This is a genomic window from Shewanella sp. MBTL60-112-B2 (assembly GCF_019655055.1).
In the GTDB taxonomy this organism is placed as follows: domain Bacteria; phylum Pseudomonadota; class Gammaproteobacteria; order Enterobacterales; family Shewanellaceae; genus Shewanella.
In genome coordinates, this window is record NZ_BPFA01000004.1 from 26,773 (window position 1) to 53,367 (window position 26,595).

Annotated in this window: 22 protein-coding genes and 2 tRNA genes; 22 read left to right on the forward strand and 2 right to left on the reverse strand. The window is 43.8% G+C overall.

The features are described from left to right. Window positions 1-46: 46 nt before the first annotated feature. From tpiA to rpsO, 10 genes are all read left to right on the forward strand, one after another. On the forward strand, window positions 47-829 hold the full coding sequence (gene tpiA, locus K5Q73_RS03475) for a triose-phosphate isomerase (RefSeq protein ID WP_220761658.1): 783 nt from the start codon (window positions 47-49) through the stop codon (window positions 827-829). Window position 830: 1 nt separating this feature from the next. Beyond that, entirely contained in the window at window positions 831-1,166 is a 336-nt protein-coding gene (gene secG / locus K5Q73_RS03480; RefSeq protein WP_220761661.1) for a preprotein translocase subunit SecG, read from the forward strand. A gap of 113 nt (window positions 1,167-1,279) precedes the next feature. Then, window positions 1,280-1,366: transfer RNA gene (locus K5Q73_RS03485), tRNA-Leu, on the forward strand. 103 nt (window positions 1,367-1,469) lie between these two features. Beyond that, window positions 1,470-1,546: transfer RNA gene (locus tag K5Q73_RS03490), tRNA-Met, on the forward strand. Window positions 1,547-1,706: 160 nt separating this feature from the next. Beyond that, on the forward strand, window positions 1,707-2,162 hold the full coding sequence (rimP, locus tag K5Q73_RS03495; protein ID WP_012156283.1) for a ribosome maturation factor RimP: 456 nt from the start codon (window positions 1,707-1,709) through the stop codon (window positions 2,160-2,162). 27 nt (window positions 2,163-2,189) lie between these two features. Continuing rightward, entirely contained in the window at window positions 2,190-3,689 is a 1,500-nt protein-coding gene (gene nusA / locus K5Q73_RS03500) for a transcription termination factor NusA (RefSeq protein ID WP_220761663.1), read from the forward strand. 27 nt (window positions 3,690-3,716) lie between these two features. Beyond that, on the forward strand, window positions 3,717-6,407 hold the full coding sequence (gene infB, locus K5Q73_RS03505) for a translation initiation factor IF-2 (protein WP_220761665.1): 2,691 nt from the start codon (window positions 3,717-3,719) through the stop codon (window positions 6,405-6,407). Window positions 6,408-6,467: 60 nt separating this feature from the next. After that, window positions 6,468-6,896, forward strand: coding sequence for a 30S ribosome-binding factor RbfA (gene rbfA / locus K5Q73_RS03510; RefSeq protein WP_220761667.1), 429 nt, complete (start codon window positions 6,468-6,470; stop codon window positions 6,894-6,896). After that, window positions 6,896-7,843 (forward strand): tRNA pseudouridine(55) synthase TruB, encoded by a 948-nt coding sequence (gene truB, locus K5Q73_RS03515; protein WP_220761669.1) that lies wholly within the window; start codon window positions 6,896-6,898, stop codon window positions 7,841-7,843. Before rbfA ends, truB begins: the two co-directional genes overlap by 1 nt. 122 nt (window positions 7,844-7,965) lie before the next feature. Next, entirely contained in the window at window positions 7,966-8,235 is a 270-nt protein-coding gene (gene rpsO, locus K5Q73_RS03520) for a 30S ribosomal protein S15 (protein ID WP_202721850.1), read from the forward strand. A 183-nt stretch (window positions 8,236-8,418) separates the two neighbouring features. Here the strand turns inward: rpsO and K5Q73_RS03525 are convergent, their stop codons facing one another. After that, entirely contained in the window at window positions 8,419-10,461 is a 2,043-nt protein-coding gene (locus K5Q73_RS03525) for a bifunctional diguanylate cyclase/phosphodiesterase (RefSeq protein ID WP_220761671.1), read from the reverse strand. A 204-nt stretch (window positions 10,462-10,665) separates the two neighbouring features. Here K5Q73_RS03525 and pnp point away from each other — a divergent pair, with 204 nt between their 5' ends. The 11 genes from pnp to deoD all read left to right on the forward strand — a co-directional run bounded on the left by pnp (window position 10,666) and on the right by deoD (window position 24,246). Then, window positions 10,666-12,771, forward strand: a complete 2,106-nt coding sequence (gene pnp / locus K5Q73_RS03530) for a polyribonucleotide nucleotidyltransferase (protein ID WP_220761673.1) — start codon at window positions 10,666-10,668, stop codon at window positions 12,769-12,771. A 171-nt stretch (window positions 12,772-12,942) separates the two neighbouring features. Then, window positions 12,943-13,836: a lipoprotein NlpI gene (nlpI, locus tag K5Q73_RS03535; protein WP_220761675.1), complete on the forward strand. Its 894-nt coding sequence runs from the start codon at window positions 12,943-12,945 to the stop codon at window positions 13,834-13,836. Between the two features lie 161 nt (window positions 13,837-13,997). Continuing rightward, window positions 13,998-15,578 (forward strand): peptide chain release factor 3, encoded by a 1,581-nt coding sequence (gene prfC, locus K5Q73_RS03540; protein WP_220761677.1) that lies wholly within the window; start codon window positions 13,998-14,000, stop codon window positions 15,576-15,578. A 133-nt stretch (window positions 15,579-15,711) separates the two neighbouring features. Then, window positions 15,712-15,918 (forward strand): hypothetical protein, encoded by a 207-nt coding sequence (locus K5Q73_RS03545; RefSeq protein WP_220761873.1) that lies wholly within the window; start codon window positions 15,712-15,714, stop codon window positions 15,916-15,918. 25 nt (window positions 15,919-15,943) lie between these two features. Beyond that, window positions 15,944-16,717, forward strand: coding sequence for a TatD family hydrolase (locus tag K5Q73_RS03550; RefSeq protein WP_220761864.1), 774 nt, complete (start codon window positions 15,944-15,946; stop codon window positions 16,715-16,717). Between the two features lie 179 nt (window positions 16,718-16,896). Beyond that, window positions 16,897-18,156, forward strand: coding sequence for a NupC/NupG family nucleoside CNT transporter (locus K5Q73_RS03555; protein WP_220761679.1), 1,260 nt, complete (start codon window positions 16,897-16,899; stop codon window positions 18,154-18,156). Window positions 18,157-18,493: 337 nt separating this feature from the next. Next, complete coding sequence (locus K5Q73_RS03560) at window positions 18,494-19,357, forward strand: outer membrane protein OmpK (protein WP_220761681.1); 864 nt, start codon at window positions 18,494-18,496, stop codon at window positions 19,355-19,357. 575 nt (window positions 19,358-19,932) lie between these two features. Beyond that, complete coding sequence (deoC, locus tag K5Q73_RS03565) at window positions 19,933-20,706, forward strand: deoxyribose-phosphate aldolase (RefSeq protein WP_220761683.1); 774 nt, start codon at window positions 19,933-19,935, stop codon at window positions 20,704-20,706. Between the two features lie 161 nt (window positions 20,707-20,867). Then, complete coding sequence (gene deoA, locus K5Q73_RS03570; RefSeq protein WP_220761685.1) at window positions 20,868-22,199, forward strand: thymidine phosphorylase; 1,332 nt, start codon at window positions 20,868-20,870, stop codon at window positions 22,197-22,199. Window positions 22,200-22,212: 13 nt separating this feature from the next. After that, entirely contained in the window at window positions 22,213-23,433 is a 1,221-nt protein-coding gene (locus tag K5Q73_RS03575; protein WP_220761687.1) for a phosphopentomutase, read from the forward strand. Between the two features lie 102 nt (window positions 23,434-23,535). Continuing rightward, on the forward strand, window positions 23,536-24,246 hold the full coding sequence (gene deoD / locus K5Q73_RS03580; protein WP_220761689.1) for a purine-nucleoside phosphorylase: 711 nt from the start codon (window positions 23,536-23,538) through the stop codon (window positions 24,244-24,246). Between the two features lie 85 nt (window positions 24,247-24,331). Here deoD and K5Q73_RS03585 read toward each other — a convergent pair whose 3' ends face one another. Then, window positions 24,332-25,450 (reverse strand): YtjB family periplasmic protein, encoded by a 1,119-nt coding sequence (locus K5Q73_RS03585; RefSeq protein ID WP_220761691.1) that lies wholly within the window; start codon window positions 25,448-25,450, stop codon window positions 24,332-24,334. Between the two features lie 78 nt (window positions 25,451-25,528). On the opposite strand from K5Q73_RS03585, the gene serB reads away from it, so the two are divergent. Then, window positions 25,529-26,536 carry a phosphoserine phosphatase SerB gene (gene serB / locus K5Q73_RS03590; RefSeq protein WP_220761693.1) on the forward strand — a complete coding sequence of 336 codons (1,008 nt, stop codon included), beginning with the start codon at window positions 25,529-25,531 and terminating at the stop codon, window positions 26,534-26,536. The last annotated feature ends 59 nt before the right edge of the window (window positions 26,537-26,595 follow it).

Below are 26,595 nucleotides of genomic sequence, written 5' to 3' on the forward strand. Positions count from 1 at the left end.
AACAAGTGGTTCGCTATTATTCACGCCGCTTTCAAAGGAGACTGTAATGGCACTTAGACGCCCCATGGTTGCTGGTAATTGGAAAATGAACGGCAGTGCGCAGTTAGCGCAAGAGCTATTCAATAAGTTCTCTACCAAGCTCCAAGATGATTCAGTGGAAGTGGTTTTGTGTCCACCTTCTATTTACTTAGAAAGTGTTCGACAACTACTAGATGAAAATAAAGAAACCTTAAATGGTTGCTTAGTCAGAATGGGTACTCAGAACTTAAGTCAACATGACTTCGGTGCCTATACTGGTGAAATATCTGGTCAGATGTTAAAGGATTCAGGATGTCGATATGTTATTATCGGCCATTCAGAACGTCGCCGTATGTACGGAGAGACGAGTAACATAGTAGCAGAGAAATTTGCTGCCGCTCAGAAACATGGTTTGACCCCAATATTATGTGTTGGAGAGTCAGGTCCAGCTCGTGAAGCAAGACGCACTTTTGAAGTGATTGCCGAAGAGCTAGATATCGTCATTGAAAAAAATGGCACCATGGCTTTTGACAACGCGATTATCGCTTACGAGCCATTATGGGCAGTAGGGACAGGTAAGAGCGCTACGCCAGAGCAGGCTCAAGAAGTTCATGCGTTTATTCGCAAACGCCTCTCTGAAGTATCTCCATTTATCGGAGAAAATATCAGGATTTTGTACGGTGGTAGCGTAACACCGAGTAATGCAGCAGACTTGTTTGCTCAACCTGATGTAGACGGTGGATTGATTGGCGGTGTTAGCCTCAATGCTACCGAATTTCTCAGTTTATGTACGATAGCGATGAGCGCATAATATGTATGAAGTTCTAATGGTTGTTTACTTGTTGGTAGCGATTGGTCTTGTTGGCCTAATCTTAATCCAGCAAGGTAAAGGTGCTGACATGGGTGCTTCGTTTGGCGCCGGTGCTTCAGGTACTCTGTTCGGTTCATCAGGTTCTGGTAACTTTTTGACTCGTTCAACTGCGATTCTAGCAGTAGCGTTTTTTGCACTAAGTCTTACAATCGGTAACCTAAGCGCAAATCACTCTAAAGCTGAAGGTGCTTGGGACGATTTAGGAAGTGATGCTGCTCAAGTTGTTGAGCAGGTTCAGCAAGAAGCTGAAAAGTCAGAAGATAAGATCCCTGACTAAATCATAAGCAAGCTTATGATGGTATCAATCTTAATCGGTTGATACCGACTGTAAATCTGCCTTAACCTCTTAATATGGTAGATAGTAAAAACAGTCAAGATTACAAGTTTTATGCGGATGTGGTGGAATTGGTAGACACGCCAGCTTGAGGGGCTGGTGAGCGAAAGCTCGTGGGGGTTCAAGTCCCCCCATCCGCACCAAATCTTTGATTTCGACAATGACGAAATCGAGGATAATAAAGTGACTAATGAGTCCTTTATTATTGCAAGTCGAGATGATTCTCAATATACTTGCACAAGTTGTCGCGGGGTGGAGCAGTTTGGTAGCTCGTCGGGCTCATAACCCGAAGGTCGTCGGTTCAAATCCGGCCCCCGCAACCAGCTTCCCAGTAAAGAAATTTTATTTCTATACTGTTACAGGTTCTGGATATATCAACCTCGTCATTACGGGGTTTTTTGTTATCTGGAACTTATAAAACGGTCACTTTCTGTGACGTGTACTGGGGCTATTAGGCCCTTTTTTGTTTTTCTGGGGGTAACCTTGGCTACATTAGAACGCAAACTGGTAGAGATGCTCAAAGCGCCAGTTGAAGCATTAGGCCACAAGCTTTGGGGTCTGGAATATATTCAAGCAGGCAAGCATTCTATCTTGCGTCTATATATAGACAACGAAAAAGGCATCTTCATTGAAGATTGTGCCGAAGCAAGCCGCCAAGTCAGTGCTGTTATGGACGTTGAAGACCCAATCTCAACGGAATACACATTAGAAGTTTCTTCTCCTGGTGTAGATAGACCTTTGTTTACTGCTGAGCAGTACCAGGCCTACATTGGTGAGACTGTAAAAGTACAACTAACGATGCCTGTTGCAGGCAGTCGTAATTTAAAAGGCACCGTTACTGGCGTAGATGGGCAAATGCTTAATCTGTCGGTAGATGGGAATGAACTTATCGTTGCTCTGGATAATATCCGTAAAGGCAACTTAATCGCTAAGTTTTGATGAATTCAAGGTGAACGAGGCAAGACAATGAATAAAGAGATTCTGCTAGTCGCTGAGGCGGTTTCAAATGAGAAAGGTGTACCGCGCGAAAAGATTTTTGAAGCGCTGGAAATTGCACTAGCCACAGCAACCAAGAAAAAATACGAAGGTGACATCGAAGTTCGTGTTGCAATCGACCGTAAGACTGGTGCGTATGAAACTTTCCGTCGTTGGATGGTAGTTGAAGATCAAGGCGTGCCATTGGAAAACCCTTTCCGTGAAATTACGCTTGAAGCTGCGAAATATGACGATCCAGAAATTGAGTTGGGCGGTTTCATCGAAGATGAAATTGAATCAGTAGCGTTCGATCGCATTACTACTCAAACTGCTAAGCAAGTTATCGTACAAAAAGTACGTGAAGCTGAACGCGCTCAAATCGTTGATCAGTTCCGTGATCGCGAAGGTGAGCTAATTGTTGGTGTTGTTAAGAAGAGCAACCGTGAAAGCGTAGTTGTAGATCTTGGCAATAATGCTGATGGCGTATTGTTCAGAGAAGATTTGATCTCTCGTGAATCTTTCCGTCCAGGTGACCGTGTACGTGCATTGCTTTATTCTGTACGTCCAGAGGCTCGCGGCGCACAGTTATTCTTGACTCGTACTAAGCCAGATATGCTTATTGAGCTGTTCCGTGTTGAAGTACCTGAAATTCAAGATGAGATGATCGAAATCATGGGCGCAGCTCGTGATCCAGGCTCTCGCGCTAAGATTGCAGTTAAGTCTAACGACCGTCGTATCGATCCTATCGGTGCATGTGTTGGTATGCGTGGGGCACGTGTACAAGCTGTATCAAATGAACTTGGTGGTGAGCGTGTTGATATCGTGCTTTGGGACGATAACCCAGCTCAGTACGTTATTAACTGTATGGCTCCTGCTGACGTGGCTTCAATCATCGTTGATGAAGATAACCACTCAATGGATATCGCAGTTGAAGCGGATAGCCTAGCACAAGCGATTGGCCGTAATGGTCAAAACATTCGTCTAGCAACTCAACTTTCTGGTTGGGAACTAAACGTAATGACTGTTGCTGACATGAAAGCTAAGCACCAAGCTGAAAGTGCAAAAGTAGTAAACCTATTCATTCAAGCACTTGATGTTGATGAAGAGTTTGCTCAGCTACTTTCTGACGAAGGTTTCACTTCTCTAGAAGAAGTTGCTTACGTTCCAGAATCAGAACTATTAGAAATTGATGGATTCGACGAAGATATCGTTGAATCATTAAGAGAGCGTGCAAAAGCTGCGATCTCTACTCGTGCACTTGCGACTGAAGAAGCACTTGATGGTGCTGAACCAAGTGAAGATCTTCTTGCACTAGAAGGTTTGGATAGACACTTGGCATTCGTAATGGCAAGCAAAGGCGTAATTACGCTTGAAGATTTAGCCGAACAAGGCATTGATGATTTGATCGAAATTGAAGAATTAACAGAAGAAAAAGCAGGCGAGCTAATTATGGCTGCCCGTAATATCTGTTGGTTTGGCGAAGAAGCATAAGTCGATCAGCAGAGGGGAGTTTAATATATGGCGGATACTACAGTAGATAAACTAGCCACCGAAGTAGGGAAAAGCACTGATCGTTTAGTCGAGCAGTTTTCTCAGGCTGGTATTAAGAAGTCGGCAAACGATACGGTTTCTGAATCTGAAAAACAGCAGTTGCTTGATTTTCTAAAGAAGCAACATGGCGGCGATGCAGCCCCACAGAAAATGACACTTCAACGTAAATCAGTTTCAACACTAAGTGTTGCTGGTAGCGGTGGACAGTCAAAAGACGTTAAAGTTGAAGTGCGCAAAAAGCGTACTTTCGTTAAACGCGACGAAGCGGCTGAAGCTGAATTAGCTGCAGCGGCAAAGGCAGAAGAAGCTAAGGCTGCTGAAGCTGAAGCAACAGCAAAAGCGGAAGCTGAAGCTAAGGCGAAAGCTGATGCAGAAGCAAAAGCGAAGGCTAAAGCAGAAGCGGAAGCTAAGGCGAAAGCAAAAGTGCAAACAGAAAAGCCAGCAGTAGAAACTGCTGAAGACAAAGCAGCGAAAGCTGAAGAAGCTAAATTGCTAGCAGCGCAAGACGCAGTAGCAAAAGCTAAGGCTGACGAAGAAGCTCGCGCTGCTGCTGACGAAGCTCGTCGTTTAGCTGAAGAAAATGAAAAGCGTTGGGCTGAAGAAGAAAAAGCACGTAAAGAAGCTGAAAAATCAGTGGACCATCACGTGACGACTTCTACTGAAGCACGTGCTGCTGAAGATACTGCCGATGCGAACGCTGAAAAGCGCGGTCGTCGTCCACGTAAGCCTTCAGCAAATGCTGGTAACAATGCAACCGCTAATACGGGTGCAGGCAAGCCAGGCGGTAAAGGTAAGCGCGGTAAAGATAACCGTCGTGACAACCGTAACACTCGTAACTCACGCAACAACCGTAGCGTAGCACCTGAGTCTATGGATCACGCTTTCACTAAGCCTGCAGCAGTTGTAAAAGCTGACGTGAGCATCGGTGAAACGGTTTCTGTATCTGAATTGGCTTCTAAGATGTCAATCAAGGCCACTGAAATCATCAAACAGATGATGAAGATGGGCTCTATGGTTACCATTAACCAAGTACTAGACCAAGAAACTGCGCAACTTGTTGCAGAAGAAATGGGTCACAAAGTTGTACTGACTCGTGAGAACGAGCTTGAGCATCAAGTACTTGCTGACCGTAACGGTGACGTTAAAGTTGAGCCTCGTGCGCCAGTTGTTACCATCATGGGTCACGTTGACCACGGTAAGACATCGCTACTTGACTACATTCGTCGTGCGAAAGTTGCATCAGGTGAGGCGGGTGGTATTACTCAGCACATCGGTGCATACCACGTTGAAACAGAAAATGGCATGATCACTTTCTTAGATACTCCTGGTCACGCTGCGTTTACCGCTATGCGTGCTCGTGGTGCTAAGGCGACAGATATCGTAATTCTAGTAGTTGCGGCTGATGACGGCGTGATGCCACAAACAATCGAAGCTATCCAACACGCTAAAGCGGGTGGTGTACCTCTGATTGTTGCCGTTAACAAGATTGATAAGCCAGAAGCAGATCCAGACCGCGTTAAGTCTGAGCTTTCTCAGCACGGCGTAATGTCTGAAGATTGGGGCGGAAACAACATGTTTGTTCACGTTTCAGCTAAAGACGGTACTGGTATCGACGAACTATTAGAAGGTATTCTTTTAGAAGCTGAAGTTCTTGAACTTCAAGCTGTTCGTGAAGGTATGGCTGCTGGTGTTGTTGTTGAATCTAAGCTTGATAAAGGCCGTGGTCCAGTTGCAACAGTACTTGTACAAGAAGGTACACTTAAGCAAGGTGATATCGTTCTATGTGGTCTTGAGTACGGTAAAGTCCGTGCAATGAAAGATGAGAACGGTAAGTCAATCACTGAAGCTGGTCCGTCTATCCCTGTAGAGATCTTAGGTCTATCAGGTGTACCATCTGCGGGTGACGAAGCGACAGTTGTACGTGATGAACGTAAAGCTCGTGAAGTTGCACTTTACCGTCAAGGTAAGTTCCGTGATGTTAAACTGGCTCGCCAGCAGAAGTCTAAGCTTGAAAACATGTTCGCGAATATGGTTGAAGGTGAAGTACAAGAGCTTAACTTGGTACTTAAAGCTGATGTTCAAGGTTCACTTGAAGCGATTGCTGATTCACTGAACAACCTTTCAACTGACGAAGTTAAAGTTAACATCATCGCTCGCGGTGTTGGTGGCTTAACTGAAACTGATGCAACTCTTGCAGCAGCGTCTAACGCTATCATGGTCGGCTTTAACGTTCGTGCTGATGCACAGGCGCGTAAAGTTGTTGATAGTGAAAGTGTTGACCTACGTTACTACAGCATCATCTATCAATTGATTGATGAAGTTCGTGACGCGATGAGCGGTATGCTTGCACCAGAATTTAAGCAAGAGATTATTGGTCTTGCTGAAGTTCGTGACGTGTTTAAGTCTCCGAAGATTGGCGCAATTGCGGGTTGTATGGTTACCGAAGGTACTATCAAGCGTAGCGCTCCAATCCGTGTTCTTCGTGATAACATTGTTATTTACGAAGGTGAACTAGAATCACTACGTCGCTTTAAAGATGACGTTAGTGACGTTCGTAACGGCATGGAATGTGGTATCGGTGTGAAGAACTATAATGACGTCAGAGTAGGCGATCAGATTGAAGTATTCGAAACCGTTGAGATAGCACGTACCTTGTAATCTATCTTATTAGTTATAAGGGCGGCGTTAGCCGCCCTTAATATTTATGGCAATAATATTATGGCAAAAGAATTTAGTCGTACACGCCGTATTGCACAGCAGCTACAACAAGAGCTAGCCGTTGTTCTTCAGCGTGATATGAAAGACCCACGTATTGGGTTTGTCACAGTCAATGACGTTGATGTTTCTCGCGATTTAAGCTACGCAAAAGTTTATGTCACCTTCTTTGAAGAAGACGTACAACTAGTTGAAAAGAAAGTTGAAGCGTTAGATGCCGCTGCAGGTTATATCCGCTCACTTGTTGCTGGCCGCATGAAATTACGTGTTATGCCAGAACTACGCTTTATCTATGACAGCTCGCTTGTTGAAGGTATGCGTATGTCTAACCTAGTTAGCCGCGTTATCAGCAACGATGAAGCTAAGCAGAAGCAACATGGTATTGAACCTGATGCTACTCAAGATGATTCTAAGGGTGAGGGCGATAAGTAATGGCACGTCGTTCTCGCGGCCGTTTTATCGACGGTATTGTACTGTTAGATAAAGACACCGGCATGAGCTCTAACTTTGCGCTACAAAGAGTTAAACGCTTTTTTAATGCAAATAAAGCAGGTCATACTGGCGCTCTGGATCCGCTAGCAACGGGTATGTTACCTATCTGCTTAGGTGAAGCGACTAAGTTTTCCCAACACTTGCTTGATGCTGATAAGCGTTATTTAGTGACGGCAAAACTGGGTCAGCGCACCGACACCAGCGATTCAGATGGTGAAATTGTTCAAACGAGAGAAATTAATTTCACTCAAGAGCAATTAGAAACAGCTTTAGAGCACTTTCGTGGTGAAACCATGCAGGTGCCTTCAATGTTTTCAGCGCTTAAATATCAAGGTCAGCCTTTATATAAATATGCGCGTGAAGGCATTGAAGTGCCACGTGAGGCGCGTCCTATCAATGTATTTGAACTTAACTTTATCAGCTTAGAAGGCGATGAGTTAACCTTAGATATCCATTGTTCAAAGGGCACTTACATCCGTACTATTACCGATGATTTAGGTGAGATGTTAGGTTGTGGTGCGCATGTTATCATGCTGCGCCGAACTCAGGTTGCAGGCTATCCATACGATAAGATGGTGTCACTAAAGCAACTTGAAGAGCTAGTGGCTAAAGCGGAAGAAGAGTCTTTGACTTTGTCTGATGTATTAGACCCACTGCTATTACCTATGGATACCGCAGTTAGTGGCTTTAAAGAGGTGAATGTCTCTGATGAGTTAGCCACTTACTTAATGAACGGCAATCCAGTCCAAGTTTCAAATTTGCCTGTCGATGAGCTAGTGCGGATCACTATTGGTGATGAGCGTAAGTTTGTTGGCATTGGCCAAATGAATGATGACGGATTACTGGCTCCTAAGCGCCTTATCGTCTTAAGAGAGCCTCAAGACTAGTTGCAGATTTTATCTGCATATTAGTGTTGCTACCTGTTGTGTAAATAGGTAAAATGGCGCGCCCCTTTGGCTGAGTTAGTGATCGGCTAAAGATTTTTTAATGTAATATTTTGGAGATAGAAATGTCACTAAGTGTTGAAGCTAAAGCTCAAATCCTAGCTGAATTCGGTCGTTGCGAAAACGACACTGGTTCTACTGAAGTTCAGGTTGCATTGTTAACTGCACAAATCAACCACCTACAAGGTCACTTCAAAGAGCACATCCACGATCACCATTCACGTCGTGGTCTACTACGTATGGTTAGCTCTCGTCGTAAGCTTCTTGCTTACCTTAAGCGTACTGAAAACGTACGTTACCAAGAGCTAATCAAGAAGTTAGGTCTACGTCGTTAATTTTAACGTCTGATCTATTAAAAGGAGGCTATGCCTCCTTTTTTTGTGCCTGTAAATTGGCTTTTATCTTTTTATCAGTGTTAAAGATTTCTACGTCAAGATGCTCAGAGCATAGGCGTAAGGTTCTACTCGTGGCGTTAATGTCAGAAATTAATGCAAAGCTGAATGCTCTGATGTGGACAGCTAACCTCTAGAGTTTTCAATTGTGTTCCTGTGTGGAGCAATGTATTTAGCTTCAAATGCTTCTATTGCTAACGGCTTACTGAAATAAAACCCTTGGCCTGTCTGACAGCCTTGGTTTTTTAACCAAGCAAGCTGCTGCTCATTCTCAATTCCCTCTGCGACAATATTTAAATCTAGCTGTTTGCCAAGCATTAAAATCGTCGAGGCAATTGCACTTTCTTCTGGTAGATCAGAAACAAATCCACGATCAATCTTCATGGTGCTTATTGGCAAACGCCTTAGGTAAGATAAAGAAGAATAGCCGGTACCAAAATCGTCAACAGCTATACTAAAGCCTGCTGTTTTTAATTGTTGAAGCTTGATAATTGCGGACTCAATTTCGTTCATTAGTGACGTTTCTGTTATTTCTATTTCAAGCAATTCAGGGGCTATTTGATAACGTAGAGCCGCTTGTTTTATATCTGGAACTAGACTGGCGTCCAAAAATTGTTGTGATGAAACATTAATGGCAATCGGCATAGTGAAGTTGTAGCGGGTCTGCCAGTCTCTGATCATTTTGCAACTTTGCTCGATAACCCACCGGCCAATCTGAATAATAATGCCGGTTTCCTCTGCTATAGGAATAAAAGACAACGGACTAATTAACCGACCTTCTTTCTGCCAGCGGATCAGCGCTTCACAGCCCACAACTTCACCTGTTTTGATATCTAATTTTGGCTGGAAATGTAGTATGAACTCATTATTTTCAAGTGCATCATGCAACGAAGCCTCAGTTTTTAATCGCACTGAAGCGCGTTCAGTCATCTGAGGTTTAAAGAATGCCCATTGGTTTGAGCCTGCAGCTTTAGCGCTATACATGGCGATATCTGCATGACGAATAAGATCTTCAGCACGTAATCCGTCATCGGGGTAGAGCGCTATGCCGATAGAGGCCGCAGGATGCACCGTATGCTCATTTAGCTGCATAGGTGTATTGAGTTGTACCAGTAACTTATCGACAAATTCTGCTGCTTTTGTGGGCGAGCCTAATCCATCCGCCAATACGACAAATTCATCCCCGCCAAGTCTTGCTACCGTACCAACCTGGCCAACACTCAGCTCTAAGTTACGTGCGACTCGGACTAAAAATTGGTCACCGACCTCATGTCCCAACGAATCGTTGACGTTTTTAAATCGATCTAGATCTATGAATAGTAGGCTAAAGCTGCTTTGTTGTTGCCTTGCTCTTTGGATGGAAACCGCAATAGTTTCAAGCAACAAAGTGCGATTTGGCAACTCAGTGAGGGGATCACGCGTTGCCATCTTGCGTAGCTTAGTTTGAGTCGTGTCGAACTGAATTAGGATTTGATTTAGTTTGGAGATCACCGCTCCTAGTTCATCATCATTATGGGAACGCGCAGTTGGAAGCAAGTGGTTAGCAGGGGACTCCGGATCAATTTTATCGATAGCTTCGCTTATCTTTGCTATGGGCTGGGTGAGAAAACGGTGGAACACAATTGATAAAACAAGCGTTAGCAAGAAGGCTCTGGCTAGCGTTGCCCAAAGGCTAAACCTTAGGCTAGAAAACAGAGAGCTGGTCAGTTCTTGAGTGTAATAGAATACAGTTAGGCTGCCGATAAGTTCTTTATTACCATTAGAGTCGGTATAAAAAGGACGATATAAGGAGCGAGATATCTGCTTTAGGTCGCCGAAAAGTTCGGCACTAATGTAGGTGAAAATCGGTGGATTGACGACTGGAGTGCCATTACTGACGGCAACGAAACGATTACCATCTTCAAGTCTTAATATCGCTGAACCCACATGTTGTACTTTTAAGATCCCTTGGATAGTCTGTTCGGCACGTAAATCATCTAAGGCCCAGATAGCATTAGTTGCTGGCTGTTCTACGGAGTCGATGAGCTCTCGTTGGTTTTCAGTAAGCTCTTGACGAGCATTGATAACGAGTAAAGATATCTCAATAAAAAAGATCACAACAGCAAAAAATAGCGTGGAAGAAACCACTAAGATAGTCTGCTTCCATGTTAGCGATTTGAAACTTTCCATCTATAACTTTATTTCCTTATTTCAATGGTTTAGTTTTTTATCTTGCTAGAGGTTTTGGCGCGCGGCAGCTGTTTTCTAACTCATGTACCCACTTTAGGGAAAAGATTGTGCTTTGTCATCAATCTATTCTCTTTAACTATTGAATAAACTTGCAGTATACTTACGCGCGTAATTAAGGTAATTAAATATTAAGGAATGGTTCACGTGAATCCAATCGTAAAGAGTTTTGAATATGGTCAGCACACAGTCACATTAGAGACTGGGGTTATTGCACGTCAAGCAGATGCAGCTGTTTTGGCAAGTATGGGTGATACAACAGTATTGGTTACTGTTGTTGGCAAGAAGTTTGAAGAGCCAGGCCGTGACTTTTTCCCGCTAACCGTTAATTACCAGGAAAAAACATACGCAGCAGGTAAAATCCCTGGTGGATTCTTCAAGCGTGAAGGTCGTCCATCTGAAGGCGAAACCCTTACTGCACGTCTAATTGACCGTCCAATTCGTCCTTTATTCCCGAACGGTTTCAAGAACGAAGTTCAGGTTATCATTACTGTTGTTTCTGTTGATCCAGAAATCAGCCCAGAAGTTATCTCTATGATTGGTACTTCTGCTGCACTTTCTATCTCTGGTATTCCATTCAATGGTCCACTAGGTTCAGCGCGTGTTGGTTATGTTAATGGTGAATACATTCTTAACCCAACTGTAAGCCAGCTAGTTGATAGCCAGCTTGAACTATCTGTTGCTGGTACTGAAAGTGCAGTACTAATGGTTGAATCTGAAGCAAGCGCATTGCCTGAAGAAGTGATGTTAGGTGCGGTTGTTTACGGTCACGATCAACAGCAAGTTGTTATCCAAGCGATTAAAGAACTTCAAGCTGAAGTTAACAAGCCTGTATGGGACTGGTCTGCACCTGTGCAAGATCAAGACCTTGTTGCTAAGATCAAAGACTTGGCTGAAGCTGGTCTTACTGAAGCTTACCAAATTGAAGTTAAGCAAGATCGTTACGCTCAAGTTGGCGTAGTTAAGAGTGCAGCTAAAGAAGCACTATTGGCTGAAAATGCTGATGCCGATCTACGTGAAATCGACGGCCTTCTAGGTAGCCTAGAGAAGAAAGTGGTTCGTGGTCGTATCATCGCGGGCAATCCACGTATCGACGGTCGTGAGCCAGATATGGTTCGTGCACTTAACGTTATGGCTGGCGTACTTCCACGTACTCACGGTAGCTCACTGTTCACTCGTGGTGAAACTCAGGCACTAGTAACTTGTACTCTTGGTACAGAGCGTGATGCACAGAAGATTGATAGCATCATGGGCGAGTCTACAAACCGCTTTATGCTTCACTACAACTTCCCTCCATACTCTGTTGGTGAAACAGGCATGGTTGGTTCTCCTAAGCGTCGTGAAATTGGTCACGGTAAGCTAGCATGGCGTGGTATTAACGCTGTTATGCCTACAGCTGAAGAGTTCCCATACAGTGTTCGTATCGTTTCAGAAATCACTGAATCAAACGGTTCAAGCTCTATGGCGTCTGTTTGTGGTACTTCTCTTGCTCTTATGGATGCAGGTGTACCAATCAAGACTTCTGTTGCTGGTATCGCTATGGGTCTAGTTAAAGAAGGCGACGATTTCGTTGTTCTTTCTGACATCCTAGGCGATGAAGATCACTTAGGTGACATGGACTTTAAAGTTGCTGGTACTCGCGACGGTATTACTGCACTGCAGATGGATATCAAGATCGAAGGTATCACTAAAGAGATCATGCAGATTGCTCTACAGCAAGCATACGGCGCACGTGTTCATATCCTAAACGTAATGGACCAAGCTATCTCTGGTCACCGTGAAGATATCTCTGATCACGCTCCACGTATCACGACTATCAAGATCAACCCTGAGAAGATCCGTGACGTTATTGGTAAAGGTGGTGCAACTATTCGTGCACTTACTGAAGAAACCGGTACTACGATTGAGCTTGACGACGACGGTACAGTGAAGATTGCTTCTTCAAATGGCGATGCAACTAAAGAAGCTATCCGTCGTATCGAAGAGATCACTGCAGAAGTTGAAGTGGGCACTGTATACAACGGTAAAGTTGTTCGTATCGTTGACTTCGGTGCATTCGTAACAATTCTTCCTGGTAAAGATGGTCTAGTACACATTTCTCAAATCGCTGAAGAGCGTGTTGCGAACGTATCTGACTACTTAGAAGTGGGTCAAGAAGTTAAAGTTAAAGTGATGGAAGTTGACCGTCAAGGCCGTGTACGTCTTTCTATGAAAGAAGCTGCACCTAAAGCTGAAGCGCCAGCTGCTGAATAAGCACTAGTACTTTGAATTAAAAGGAGGCCATAGGCCTCCTTTTTTATGCCTATAACAAAGTAGGCTGTTGAATTAATCAACGATAAGTGGATTATTTTCAATTCCTTGATAGCAGTAGCGATTAGGGGTTGCTATGATTGGTGCTATTGGCTAACTCAGAAGGTTAAATGGATGAATCAAAAGATGCGAACAGCCGTAATTATGCTTATAGCAAGTGTGAGTATGTTGCTGACAGGATGTGTGTCCACTCAGTCCGATAGTGATCAACAAGCGTCGATTAGGGTTGCGCCCATTTCGCCTGACTATAAGTTAGAAATCACCTTAGCAAAATTAAATGAGATCTTGGCTACAGTCGAATTAACGCCTGAGCAACGCGCACGTTTTCATTATGACCGCGGTGTGATTTACGATCGTGTTGGCTTGCGTATTCTGAGTCGAATCGATTTCCATCAGGCTCTAAAGCTTCAGCCTAATTTAGCCGATGCCTACAATTTCCTGGGGATCTATTACACCCAAGAAAGCGAATTTGAAAGTGCCTATGAAGCATTTGATGCCGTATTAGAATTATCTCCCGAATACGATTATGCCTATCTCAACCGTGGGATCTCACTCTATTATGGTGAGCGTATGGAGCTTGCCGTTTCGGATATGAATGCTTTTTATGAGCGTGATCCATCAGATGGTTATAGAGTCCTTTGGCTCTACCTAGCCGAGCGAGAAGTTGATGAGCAAGCTGCGCTGCTTCAATTGATTGAAAACCGCAAGAATTTGCAGGCCAATGCCTGGGCGACAGCTTTAGTCGATTTCTACTTAGGCCAAAAGAGCAAGGAAGAAGTATTTAACCTCGCTAAAGAGGGGTTAAAGCACCCTGATGAGTATGCTGAGCGACTCTGTGAAGCCTATTTTTATATGGCTAAAATTGCGCAAAAGCGTGGTGATAACGTTCAGGCAGCTAATTACTTTAGACTCGCATTAGCGACCAATATCTATGACTTTGTTGAACATAGATACGCAAGGCTTGAACTGGCTAGAACTAATGAAGCATTAAAGTTGTTAACCAACTAAAGCGTTTTTATATTTATGAAAGCCTCCAAAAGGAGGCTTTTTTATTGGCTAAGTTTTACAAATGCTGGTGATGCTTATTTTAGCCACCTAGTGTGGTAGCTAAAATAAAGGTGAGCGGCTATAATTGCGGCCTTTGTAAACTCCCAGAATTACAGGTATACATGTCAGGCTATAAAGTTGAGGTCGACAAACGTCGCACTTTTGCCATCATCTCTCACCCAGATGCGGGTAAAACCACCATTACTGAAAAGGTTCTTTTATTCGGAAACGCACTGCAAAAAGCGGGTACGGTAAAAGGCAAAAAATCAGGTCAGCATGCCAAGTCTGACTGGATGGAAATGGAAAAAGATCGCGGGATCTCAATTACGACCTCTGTAATGCAGTTTCCATATAACGACGCGCTCGTTAACTTATTAGACACGCCTGGTCACGAAGACTTCTCTGAAGATACTTACCGTACATTAACGGCGGTAGATTCATGCCTAATGGTTATCGACTCTGCGAAAGGTGTAGAGCAACGTACCATTAAGCTAATGGAAGTCACACGTTTACGTGACACGCCAATCGTTACCTTTATGAACAAACTTGACCGAGATATTCGCGATCCAATCGAATTGATGGACGAAGTTGAAGAAGTTCTGAATATTGCGTGTGCTCCTATTACTTGGCCTATCGGTGCAGGTAAAGAGTTTAAGGGCGTTTACCATATATTACGTGATGAAGTGATTCTGTATCAAAGTGGTATGGGTCATACAATCCAAGAGTCTCGTATCATTAAAGGGTTAGATAACCCTGAACTTGATGAAGCGATTGGCAGTTATGCTACTGAAATCCGTGATGAGATGGAGTTGGTTGTTGGTGCATCACACCAGTTTGACCAAGAGTTATTCTTAAAAGGTGAATTAACGCCAGTTTATTTTGGTACTGCATTAGGTAACTTTGGTGTTGACCATATCCTTGACGGTATCGTTGAATGGGCGCCAACACCGCAGCCTCGTGAAACTGAAGTGCGCGATGTGCAGCCTGAAGAAGAGAAATTCAGTGGTTTCGTATTTAAGATCCAGGCAAACATGGATCCTAAGCACCGAGATCGCGTAGCCTTTATGCGAATTTGTTCAGGCCGTTATGAGCAAGGCATGAAGATGCACCATGTTCGTTTAGGTAAAGATGTGAACGTGAGTGACGCATTGACCTTTATGGCTGGCGATCGTAACCGTGCAGAAGCCGCATATCCAGGTGATATTATCGGTTTACATAACCACGGTACGATTCGAATTGGTGATACCTTTACTCAAGGCGAGAAGCTTCGTTTTACCGGTGTACCAAACTTTGCGCCAGAGATGTTCCGCCGTATTCGTTTAAAAGATCCGTTAAAGCAGAAGCAATTGCTTAAAGGCTTAGTACAGCTTTCAGAAGAGGGCGCTGTACAGGTATTTAGACCATTAGACAGCAACGATTTGATTGTTGGCGCCGTTGGTGTGTTGCAGTTTGAAGTGGTTGTGGGTCGTCTAAAGACTGAATATAAAGTTGAAGCGATTTATGAAGCAATTAGTGTTGCAACTGCACGTTGGGTGTACTGTAACGATCATAAGAAGCTAGACGAGTTCAAACGTAAGTGCAGCATGAACTTAGCGTTAGATGGTGGTGACAACCTGACTTATATCGCACCGACAATGGTTAACCTTAACCTGTCGATGGAACGTTACCCTGATATCGAATTTGCTAAGACACGCGAAAACTAATAAGCGACTATCTCTGCAATACTAAAACCCCAGGCAATGCCTGGGGTTTTGTCGTTTATAGGGTGGTGTTTGCTAATTTATTGGTATGGTCTCGCTGTTGGGATAAACTAAATTGGTATAATTGGAGGCGGTTATGAAATTGATTAAGGCTTTGTGGTATCAATATATTCAATGGTGTGATTCGATGGGGTTAACGCCATCGAATCGCCGTAGCTGTGCACCTAGGCTAGCCGATCCTGAGCTTAAACCTACTGCTAAGCTTGAGTCTGGAGTGAGAGATAGAGCATCGCTAATTAAACGTTCCACGCAAGAGTCTGATAACAAACCACATAATAGCTAGCTCATAGGGGGAGAATGTGACGGATATGCAGCCAATTATTGATAGCCATGCTCATATTGATTTTCCTGAGTTTGATGATGACAGAGATACATTGCTTCAACAGATGCGCAGTGCAGGCATAAAAAATGTTTTAATCCCTGGTGTTTCAGCCCGTAAGTGGCAGAGGCAAATAGAGGTTGCTAAGCAATATGACAGTTACTATGCACTAGGTATTCACCCTTGGTATAGCGAAAGCACGCTAATCACAGATGTAGAAACTTTAAGGGCTTTATTAGCACGCTATAAAAATGATGCCCGTTTAGTGGCTATCGGGGAATGTGGGTTGGATAAGTTACATAAAGGTAACTTCACAACACAATTAAAGCTGTTCAAAGATCAAATTCAAGTGGCTAAAGAGTTTGACCTACCTCTCATTATGCATGCAGTCAAAGCCCATGAAGAGATCCTAAAATGCCTGAAAACCGAGAACCCACAAAGAAAAGGTGTCATCCACGGCTTTTATGGCGGGCCGCAACTAGCACTACAGTATGTTAATTTAGGTTACAAGTTAGGCATAGGCGGCTTGTTACTCAATGATAATGCACCTAAGTTACAACAAACCGTGGCTAAATTGCCATTAGAGTCCTTCGTCTTAGAGACAGATTCACCTGCGATGGCACCTAAATTCAGTGGAAATAATCGTAACACGCCATTAATTCTGCCTGAAATCATCAAAAAAATGGCAAATTTACAAAATAAATCAGCCGTTCGCATTTCAGAACAGGTGTTCTTTAATGTTACGCAACTCTTTGACCTTTAATTTTTTTCTGCATAAACAGATGTATCTCGCACCAGAAATCCCAACGAAATCATTGAAATAAAACCTCAAAAATTTGATCAATACGACGCTTTTGCAGGCGTGGTCGGGTATAATCGTGGTCGTAAAACAAGGTTGGTTAACAACATAATTAAAAAGTATTAACAATAGGGTGATGGTTAATGGATATTTTAATGAGTTTGGTAGGGGTGGTCACCCTACTAGCGATAGCCTTCGGGTTATCAAACAATAGAAAAGCAATTAACAAACGTACCGTATTTGGTGCATTAGCAATTCAAGCCGCGTTCGGTGGTTTTGTATTGTATGTTCCAGTCGGTAAAGACATTCTGCAGGGTATGTCAGATGCAGTATCTAGTGTTATTGGATACGCTCAAAGTGGTATTGGTTTCTTATTCGGTGATTTAGCTAACTTCAAAGTTGGCTTTATTTTTGCCATTAACGTACTACCAATCATCGTTTTCTTCTCTTCTTTAATCGCAGTTCTTTATTACTTAGGCATTATGCAGTGGATCATCCGTATTATCGGTGGTGCGCTACAAAAAGCATTAGGCACAAGTCGTACTGAGTCAATGTCTGCTACCGCCAACATCTTCGTTGGTCAAACTGAAGCGCCACTAGTTGTGCGTCCGTTTATCGCGACTATGACTAACTCTGAGCTATTCGCAATTATGGTGGGTGGTCTTGCATCTATCGCCGGTTCAGTTATGGCTGGTTACGCGCAGATGGGTGTACCAATTGAATACTTAGTTGCCGCTTCATTCATGGCAGCACCTGCTGGTCTATTAATGGCTAAGCTGATGCACCCTGAAACTGAAGAAGCTAAGAACGATATGAGTGACTTACCAGAAGATCCTGATAAGCCTGCTAACGTTCTTGACGCAGCTGCTGCAGGTGCTTCATCTGGTATGCACCTAGCACTAAACGTTGGTGCAATGCTTCTAGCTTTCGTTGGTTTGATTGCTATGATCAACGGCATCATCGGTGGCGTTGGTGGATGGTTCGGTATGGAAGGCTTAACTCTAGAATTGATTCTAGGTTATATCTTTATGCCTCTAGCATTCCTTATCGGTGTACCTTGGAACGAAGCACTGGTTGCTGGTTCTTTCATCGGTCAGAAGATTGTCATTAACGAGTTTGTTGCTTACCTAAACTTTGCTCCATACCTAAAAGATGTTGCTGATGGCGGTATCTTAGTGGAAGCAACGGGTCAAGTAATGACTGACCGTACTAAAGCGATTATCTCTTTCGCTCTATGTGGTTTCGCTAACCTATCTTCAATTGCGATTCTACTTGGTGGTCTAGGTTCTATGGCTCCTACTCGTCGCCATGACTTAGCTAAGCTTGGTATCCGTGCAGTTATCGCAGGTTCTCTAGCTAACTTAATGAGTGCTACGCTCGCGGGTCTATTCCTAGCGTTGTAATACTCTTTTAGACTGAGCCTATATGGCTCAGTCTTTGTTTTAGCTCTAGTCAAGTTAAAACGGATTTAAGCCTATCGTTTTCTAAACCAAATGTTCGTTGAAATGATCAATATCTAGGGTTAGGGATTGTTTCGGCTTAAAAACAACAATAAGAGTGATAAAGCAGCATTTACTGCCTTGAAATCATAAAGTTGTTCGAATGTTAAAACTTAGTGTTCGCATTTTTACATTAATAGTGTTGAGTTTTGGCATAAATAAAGTAAAATGCGCGCCATAAAAAGAAACGCTGACTCTTCATTAAGAAGGGCGGCAAACCATAAATGAAATGGGGTTGATGATGAAAAACGTTAAAACTTTCGCTCTAGCAGCTACTGCTATTGCTGCAACAATGTCTGCACCTACATTCGCTGCTGACCGTACTGATCTACGTTCTGGCGATTACAGCTGGATGCAGTTCAACGCAATGTACGCTGTAAACGAACTTCCACGTTCTGACGCTGATGACGGTGGTCACGACTACCTAGAAATGGAATTTGGCGGCCGCGCTGGTATTGTTGACCTATACGGTTATGTTGATGTGTTCAACCTAACTAACAGCAGCTCAGGCGACAAAGGCGCTGGTAAGAGCAAGATGTTCATGAAGTTTGCTCCACGTTTCTCTATCGATGCGATGACAGGCTGGGATCTTTCTGCAGGTCCAATCCAAGAAGTTTACTTCTCTACTCTATTCAACTGGGGTGGCGGTGCAATTAGCGGTGTTGACGCTGAAGGCAATAAGTACGATGGCGACGTGAACATGTCTTTCTGGGGTCTTGGTGCTGACGTGATGGTGCCATGGTTAGGTAAGACTGGCATGAACCTATATGCCACTTACGACATGAACGCTAAAGACTGGAACGGTTACCAATTCTCTATGAACTGGTTCAAGCCAGTAATGAACTTCGATAATGGTTCATTCGTGTCTTTCCAAGGTTATGTTGACTACCAGTTCGGTGCAGACTCTGATTCAGCTGCTTTTGTACCAACAACTTCTAACGGTGGTGCTGCATACTTCGGTCTTCACTGGCACTCAGACAACTACGCTCTTGGTTACGGCCTAAAAGCTTATCAAGATGTTTACTTAGTTGAAGATGGTGCAGGCACTCTAGGTCTAGAATCTACAGGTTTCGCACATTACTTCACTGCTACTTACAAGTTCTAAGCATCGCTTAAAGCGTTGGCTTAAAACTGTGTAAATAGACGACAGAGCCGCGATATTCGCGGCTCTATCTTACAGCTCAAAACAACCCTTTAAACGCCAACTTTTTATTTAAACTTACGCTAATATTGTCATGTAAACGGGTTAATTTTTACCTAAGCATCAGCTATATTGAATATGTTCATATTTGACGCTACAAAATATAGTTTGTTTATGTAAGCATTAACGACTCATCACCAAACAAGATGAGCGATGTTAAATCAGTTAGATAAGATTTATTACGCGCTAAAACGGATTTTTCGCGGAAAGGCAGATATAAAGTTGCAACTCTCTTCCTTCCGGTCTTCATGGATTCAAGTCGTGACATTAGTGTCAGGATAGATGGGCTGCTTTAGCTCACAATGTTGGATACCTGAATAAGTACTTTTATGTTTGGCGCGCTAAGCGTTTGAAGCATGTAATTCGGTTATGTTCGAAGACCCGGCCCAAAACGATAATCAAAACAAGCCAGTTCAAGGCATAGCCGTGCGATAATTTTCGGTTTTATTAATTATTTGAATCTTTCTCGGAGAGCTATTATGAGCGACTTAAAAAAAGCAGCACAACAAGCCATTAGTTTAATGGATCTTACTACGCTTAATGACGACGATACTGATCAAAAGGTTATCGATCTTTGTCATAAGGCTAAGACGCCAGCTGGCGATACCGCTGCTATCTGTATCTACCCTCGCTTTATTCCTATTGCGCGTAAAACCCTAAATGAAATCGATGGCGATGATATCAAGATCGCAACAGTGACTAACTTCCCACACGGTAACGACGACATTGCTATCGCGGTACTAGAGACTCGTGCGGCAGTTGCTTATGGCGCCGATGAAGTTGACGTTGTATTTCCATACCGCGCACTAATGGCGGGTAACGAAACGGTTGGTTTTGAGCTAGTTAAAGCTTGTAAGGAAGCTTGTGGTGAAGATGCAATTCTAAAAGTTATCATCGAATCAGGCGTGTTAGCCGATCCAGCTCTTATTCGTAAGGCATCTGAGTTATCTATCGACGCTGGCGCAGACTTTATTAAAACGTCTACGGGTAAAGTTGCTGTTAACGCAACTCTAGAAGCGGCTGAGATCATGATGACAGTGATCAGCGAAAAGAACCCTAAAGTTGGCTTTAAGCCTGCTGGCGGCGTAAAAGATGCCGAGGCAGCTGCTGAGTTTTTAGGTGTTGCGGCGCGTCTTCTCGGTGATGACTGGGCAACTCCTGCGACATTCCGTTTCGGCGCTTCAAGCCTATTAACCAACCTACTTCATACACTTGAGCTAGGCGATGCACCAAAAGGTGTACAAGGTTACTAACCTTAAAGATTAAACTTGTTGTTAAGTGTGATCTAAATCTAATTAGGTGTATCAAAAGTTCGTTAGTATGTAACAATATTACGACTTTTGATTCGCTTTAGCGGATTGATAACTGAAAATACTATTTATTAGAAATTCAGTTACACTCTTGGAGGTAGTACATGTTTTTAGCTCAAGAAATTATTCGTAAAAAACGTAATGCTGAGGCTCTTTCGACTGAGGAAATCCAATTCTTCGTCAAAGGTATCACCAACAATACTGTTTCAGAAGGTCAGATTGCAGCCTTAGGCATGGCGGTCTATTTCAATGACATGAACATGGATGAGCGTATTGCGTTAACTACGGCGATGCGTGACTCCGGCACAGTTCTCAACTGGCAGTCACTGGATCTTAACGGGCCTATTATCGATAAGCACTCAACAGGTGGCGTGGGGGATGTCATTAGTTTGATGTTAGGCCCTATGGCAGCTGCTTGTGGTGGTTATGTACCAATGATCTCGGGTCGTGGTTTAGGCCATACCGGTGGTACTCTCGATAAGTTTGACGCCATTCCTGGTTATAATACCGAGCCTGACAGCGCACTGTTTCGCAAAGTTGTAAAAGAGGCCGGCGTGGCCATTATCGGTCAAACTGGCGATCTTGTTCCTGCCGATAAGCGTTTTTATTCTATTCGTGATAATACCGCAACGGTTGAGTCCATCTCTTTAATCACAGCTTCCATTCTTTCTAAAAAGCTTGCCGCAGGTCTAGATGCATTAGCCATGGACGTTAAAGTCGGTACAGGCGCATTTATGCCAACCTATGAGGCTTCAGAAGAGTTAGCGCGTAGTATTACTGCCGTTGCTAATGGTGCTGGCACTAAGACAACTGCATTGCTAACGGACATGAACCAAGTATTGGCGTCATGTGCGGGTAACGCATTAGAAGTGAAAGAAGCCGTCGACTTTATGACTGGCGCATACCGCAACCCACGTCTTTACGAAGTAACCATGGGCTTGTGTGCTGAAATGCTGGTATTGGGTGGCCTTGCTAGCAACGAGAGTGAAGCTCGCGTTAAGTTAAATACCGTACTTGATAACGGCAAAGCGGCGGAAATTTTCGGTCGTATGGTGTCAGGCCTTGGTGGTCCAGCTGATTTTGTTGAGAATTACAGCAAGTATCTGCCTGATTCACAAATTATTCGTCCTGTTTACGCGGACAAAGCCGGCTTTGCTTCGGCAATGGACACCCGTGAACTTGGACTCGCAGTGGTAACACTTGGTGGCGGTCGCCGTAAGCCAGGCGATGCTCTGGACTACAGTGTAGGTCTTTCAAAAGTCTGCGCATTAGGTGATGAAATCAACGCCGACAAGCCGATTGCCTTTATTCATGCCCAATCTGAAAGTGCCTTCGCTGAAGCTGAAGCCGCAGTGAAAAAAGCCATTCATATTGGCAATAGCAAACCAGAAAAAACACCGGAAATTTATCGTTATATCCGCGAGTCGGATCTGTAACGGAGCACAGTTTATGAAACGTACTATAATCATGATGCTAGATTCGTTCGGCGTCGGTGCAGCGCACGATGCCGAAGCGTTTGGCGATGTGGGTTCTAACACTTTTGGTCACATTGCTAAGGCTTGTGCTGAAGGTAAAGCAAACGATGGCCGTGAAGGACCATTGAAGCTACCAAACTTAGCGCGCCTAGGACTTGGTCATGCATCAAAAGAAAGCACGGGTGAATTCCCAGCAGGTTTTGGTGATGATGTCGAAATTATTGGCGCATACGGTCACGCCGAAGAGCTAAGTTCTGGTAAAGATACCCCTAGTGGTCACTGGGAAATGGCGGGTGTACCTGTTCTTTATGAGTGGGGCTACTTTAGCGATCTGACTAACTCTTTTCCACAAGAGCTAACAGATAAAATTCTTGCAAGAGCTGGGCTCACAGAGTTTCTAGGTAACTGTCACTCATCGGGTACGGTTATTCTTGAAGAGCTTGGCGAAGAGCATATGCGCACCGGTAAGCCAATTTTCTATACTTCTGCTGACTCAGTATTCCAGATCGCGTGTCATGAAGAGTCATTTGGTCTTGAAAAGTTATACGAGCTTTGCATTATTGCTCGTGAAGAACTTGCCGATTACAACATTGGTCGTGTTATTGCACGTCCATTTGTGGGTACTTGCGCTAGTGATTTTGAACGTACCGGCAATCGTCGCGACTACGCAGTTGAGCCGCCAGCACCGACTGTACTTGATAAGCTAAAAGCGGCAGGTGGCGAAGTGGTCAGTGTCGGTAAAATTGCTGACATTTACGCACATTGCGGTATTACTAAGAAAGTGAAGGCGACTGGTCTTGAAGCGCTATTTGATGCGACTTTAGAGCAAGTTAAACAAGCTGGTGACAACACCATCGTATTCACTAACTTCGTAGATTTTGATTCGCATTATGGCCATCGCCGTGATGTTGCAGGTTACGCTCGTAGTCTTGAGTATTTCGACTCTCGTCTACCTGAGATCTTAGCCTTACTAGACGCTGATGATTTCTTACTGCTTACAGCGGATCATGGTTGTGACCCAACTTGGCCTGGTAGCGACCATACACGTGAGCGTGTACCTGTTTTAGCCTATGGCGCAGGTCTTGAGCCTGGCTCATTAGGACGCCGTAACAGTTTTGCTGACATGGGCCAGTCGATTGCAAGTTACTTTAAGCTGGAACCGATGGAATATGGCGATTCATTTATTGGTTCATAAGCTGTAATAAGATTTTAAATTTGACGGCTCAGTTTGAGCCGTTAGCAAACAAAGACTTAAGTTTTTACGACGGTCTAAAAAATACAAATAGGGGTTATTCTGATGGCTACACCACACATTAATGCCGTAGACGGTGCATTTGGCGATACAGTTCTATTTCCAGGCGATCCACTACGCGCTAAGTACATTGCTGAAACATTCCTAGAGAACGTTGAGCAAGTCACTGACGTACGTAACATGCTAGGCTTCACTGGTACTTACAAAGGCGTTCGTATCTCTGTTATGGGTTCAGGCATGGGTATTCCATCTTGCTCAATCTATGCAACTGAGTTGATCAAAGATTACGGCGTTAAGAACCTAATCCGCGTGGGTACTTGTGGCGCGATCAGCACTGACGTTAAAGTACGTGACGTGATCATCGGTATGGGTGCTTGTACTGATTCTCAAACTAACCGTTTACGTTTCCGTGGCCAAGACTTCGCAGCTATCTGTGATTACGGTCTTCTAAGCGCAGTAGTTAAAGCTGCTGAAGCAAAAGGCACTAAGTACCGTGTTGGTAACGTTTTCTCTGCTGACCTATTCTACACGCCAGATCCAGAAATGTTTGACGTGATGGAAAAGATGGACGTACTAGGTGTCGAAATGGAAGCTGCTGGCCTATACGGCGTAGCTAAAGAGTTCGGTGCTAAAGCATTGTGTGTTGTTACTGTATCTGATCATATCCGTACAGGTGAAAAGACGACTTCTGATGAGCGTCAAACAACATTCAACGAAATGATTGAAATGACACTAGAAGCAGCAATTACTCTGTAATTGTATCGCTTTGCAGTTTTAGGCTACAGTGTAAAAAAACGGACGCTTATGCGTCCGTTTTTGTTTTTATCGTATACCTAGATATTTAAGCTTCATCTTTGGGATCTGCTTTTGGCTTAGCTTTTACCTTTGGCTTTGTTGGTGCTTTAGGTTTTACGCTAGCAGCAGGTTTAGTTTCATCACTGCTTTTTGGTTTGGCTTTTGTTCTAGGCTTAGCTTTAGCCCTTGGCTTTACAGTCGGTTTCTCTGGCGCAGGCTCTGTTAACTCAGTGTTGGCTCGGTTTGAAGAGTCCAAAGTTTGTTCTGATTCATTCACTGTTGCTGCAAGCACTGATGGCGATTGGTTGCCAGTTTTCTCTTCTGCGGCAGCATTGCGATTTGCTTTTGATAAAGACGATGTTTGTTCAAGTCCTGATGCTTCGGCTTTAGTTGAAATAGCGTCATTATCTGTGGTTTTAACAGCTTCTAACTCGACATTAGATGCTGGATTGGTTTTGTCTTTTTTTGCCTGCTTAAGTTTCGCCTGCTTAAGCTCTTCTGCAGCCTGTTTCTTAGCGGTTTTAGCGGCAGCTTTTTCATTTTTCTTCGCCAGTAATTGTCTTAGTTTGACTCTGGCTTTACGTCTATCGAAGTCGGCACGCTTAAATGATAGCGCTCGGGATAGCAACATGCCGATAAGGCCTGCTATAAGCAACATCATCTGTTGCTGCTCCATATTGATATGATGAGCTTCTTTAATCTCATTGAAGAAGTATTTAGGCTCTAGACGCACTTCTACGTAACCTAGGTTGTTACCATCTTGAGATACGGCTTCTACATAGGGCGGATATTGATCCAGTATATTAGTTAACTCTTCTGAGTCCGGTTCTAATTCTTCATCAATAACACTTTGGGCGAATGATAGCCTTACACCATCTTCGCTAAAGATGCTCGCCGACATGACTTTAGGATCTAACACCAAAGCTTGAGCAAGCCATTGTAGCTGCTCGTCATTTTCTAATTGTAGAGCGGGCGCAGCACCATAAGCTGTTTGTTGTACCAGTAATCTCGCCATCTTTTCTGTTTGGGACTTTAGAAGCTGCTGTCCTTGTAGTAGGCTAGTTTCCCACAACTGATCGAGTCCGATGAATAATGCTATCGCTATCATGATTTGTAATAGACGACTTATCCGATGACTCTTTTTTAGGCCTTTTAAATAGAACACTGAAACCCTTAATTTATTGTGTACTCACCTAATCATAATTGATTATGTCTGTGCTCGGTAGTTGGAGAACCATAACTAATGGAAAGTTTGAGTCAATCGACTGTTTTTGCTTGGTTAAGTACCAAAGGTAGCATGTCTTTTACTGCTGGGGAACAAAGTTACTCTCGTCATATCGAGACCGAATATCCAAAAGGTTTCTCTCGTTATCGGATTTTATTTTCCGAGCAAGCAGTCTTGAGCACGCGGCAGTTGCAGGATATTAATGCTGCCCTAGAGACTTGGCTTGTGTCTCTCGATACGAAGTTGAGCTTGGCATTGATTGAGCGTGATTGTGGCTTAACTTGCATCGAGGTTTGTACTTCGCAGCCTTTGAGCCCGCAACAGATCGCTGCGATTGGTGAGACGACTGCGATAGAGGTATTTGAGTTAGCTGTTGATGCACCGCAGTTAAGTCAAGCAGGGTTGCTGGTGATGGATATGGACTCAACCGCTATTCAAATTGAGTGCATCGATGAACTAGCGGAAATGGCAGGCGTTGGACCTGCTGTCGCTGAAGTCACAGAGCTCGCGATGCAAGGCGAACTGGACTTCGAGCAGAGCCTTAGAGCACGGGTGGGGAAGCTTAAAGGCGCCGATGCCGCAATTATCGATACCTTATGTGCCAAGTTACCGCTAATGCCGGGTCTTAAAGAGATGATTGCCGAGCTGCAGAGTCATGGTTGGCGAACCGTTGTAGCCTCAGGTGGCTTTACCCCCTTTGTTAATCATTTAAAGCAGTTACTGGCACTAGATGCCGCCTTTGCCAATAAACTCGATATCAAGGATGGCAAACTGCTCGGCAGCGTTTCAGGTCAAGTAGTCGATGCTCAATATAAAGCCGATACTGTACTCAACTGCGCCAAGCAGTGGCAGATCCCCGTTGGGCAGAGAGTGGCGATAGGCGATGGTGCCAATGATATACCTATGATAAATACGGCTGACTTTGGTATTGCCTATCATGCCAAACCTAAATTGGCTCAGGCAGCGGATGTCAGTATTAATCGGCTTAACCTCAAGGTTTTACCTTACTTGTTTCAGCGTACCTAGATTGCTGAATCAGCCATAATGGCTCGCAATTGCATTGTTTGACCCACATATTTAATGAG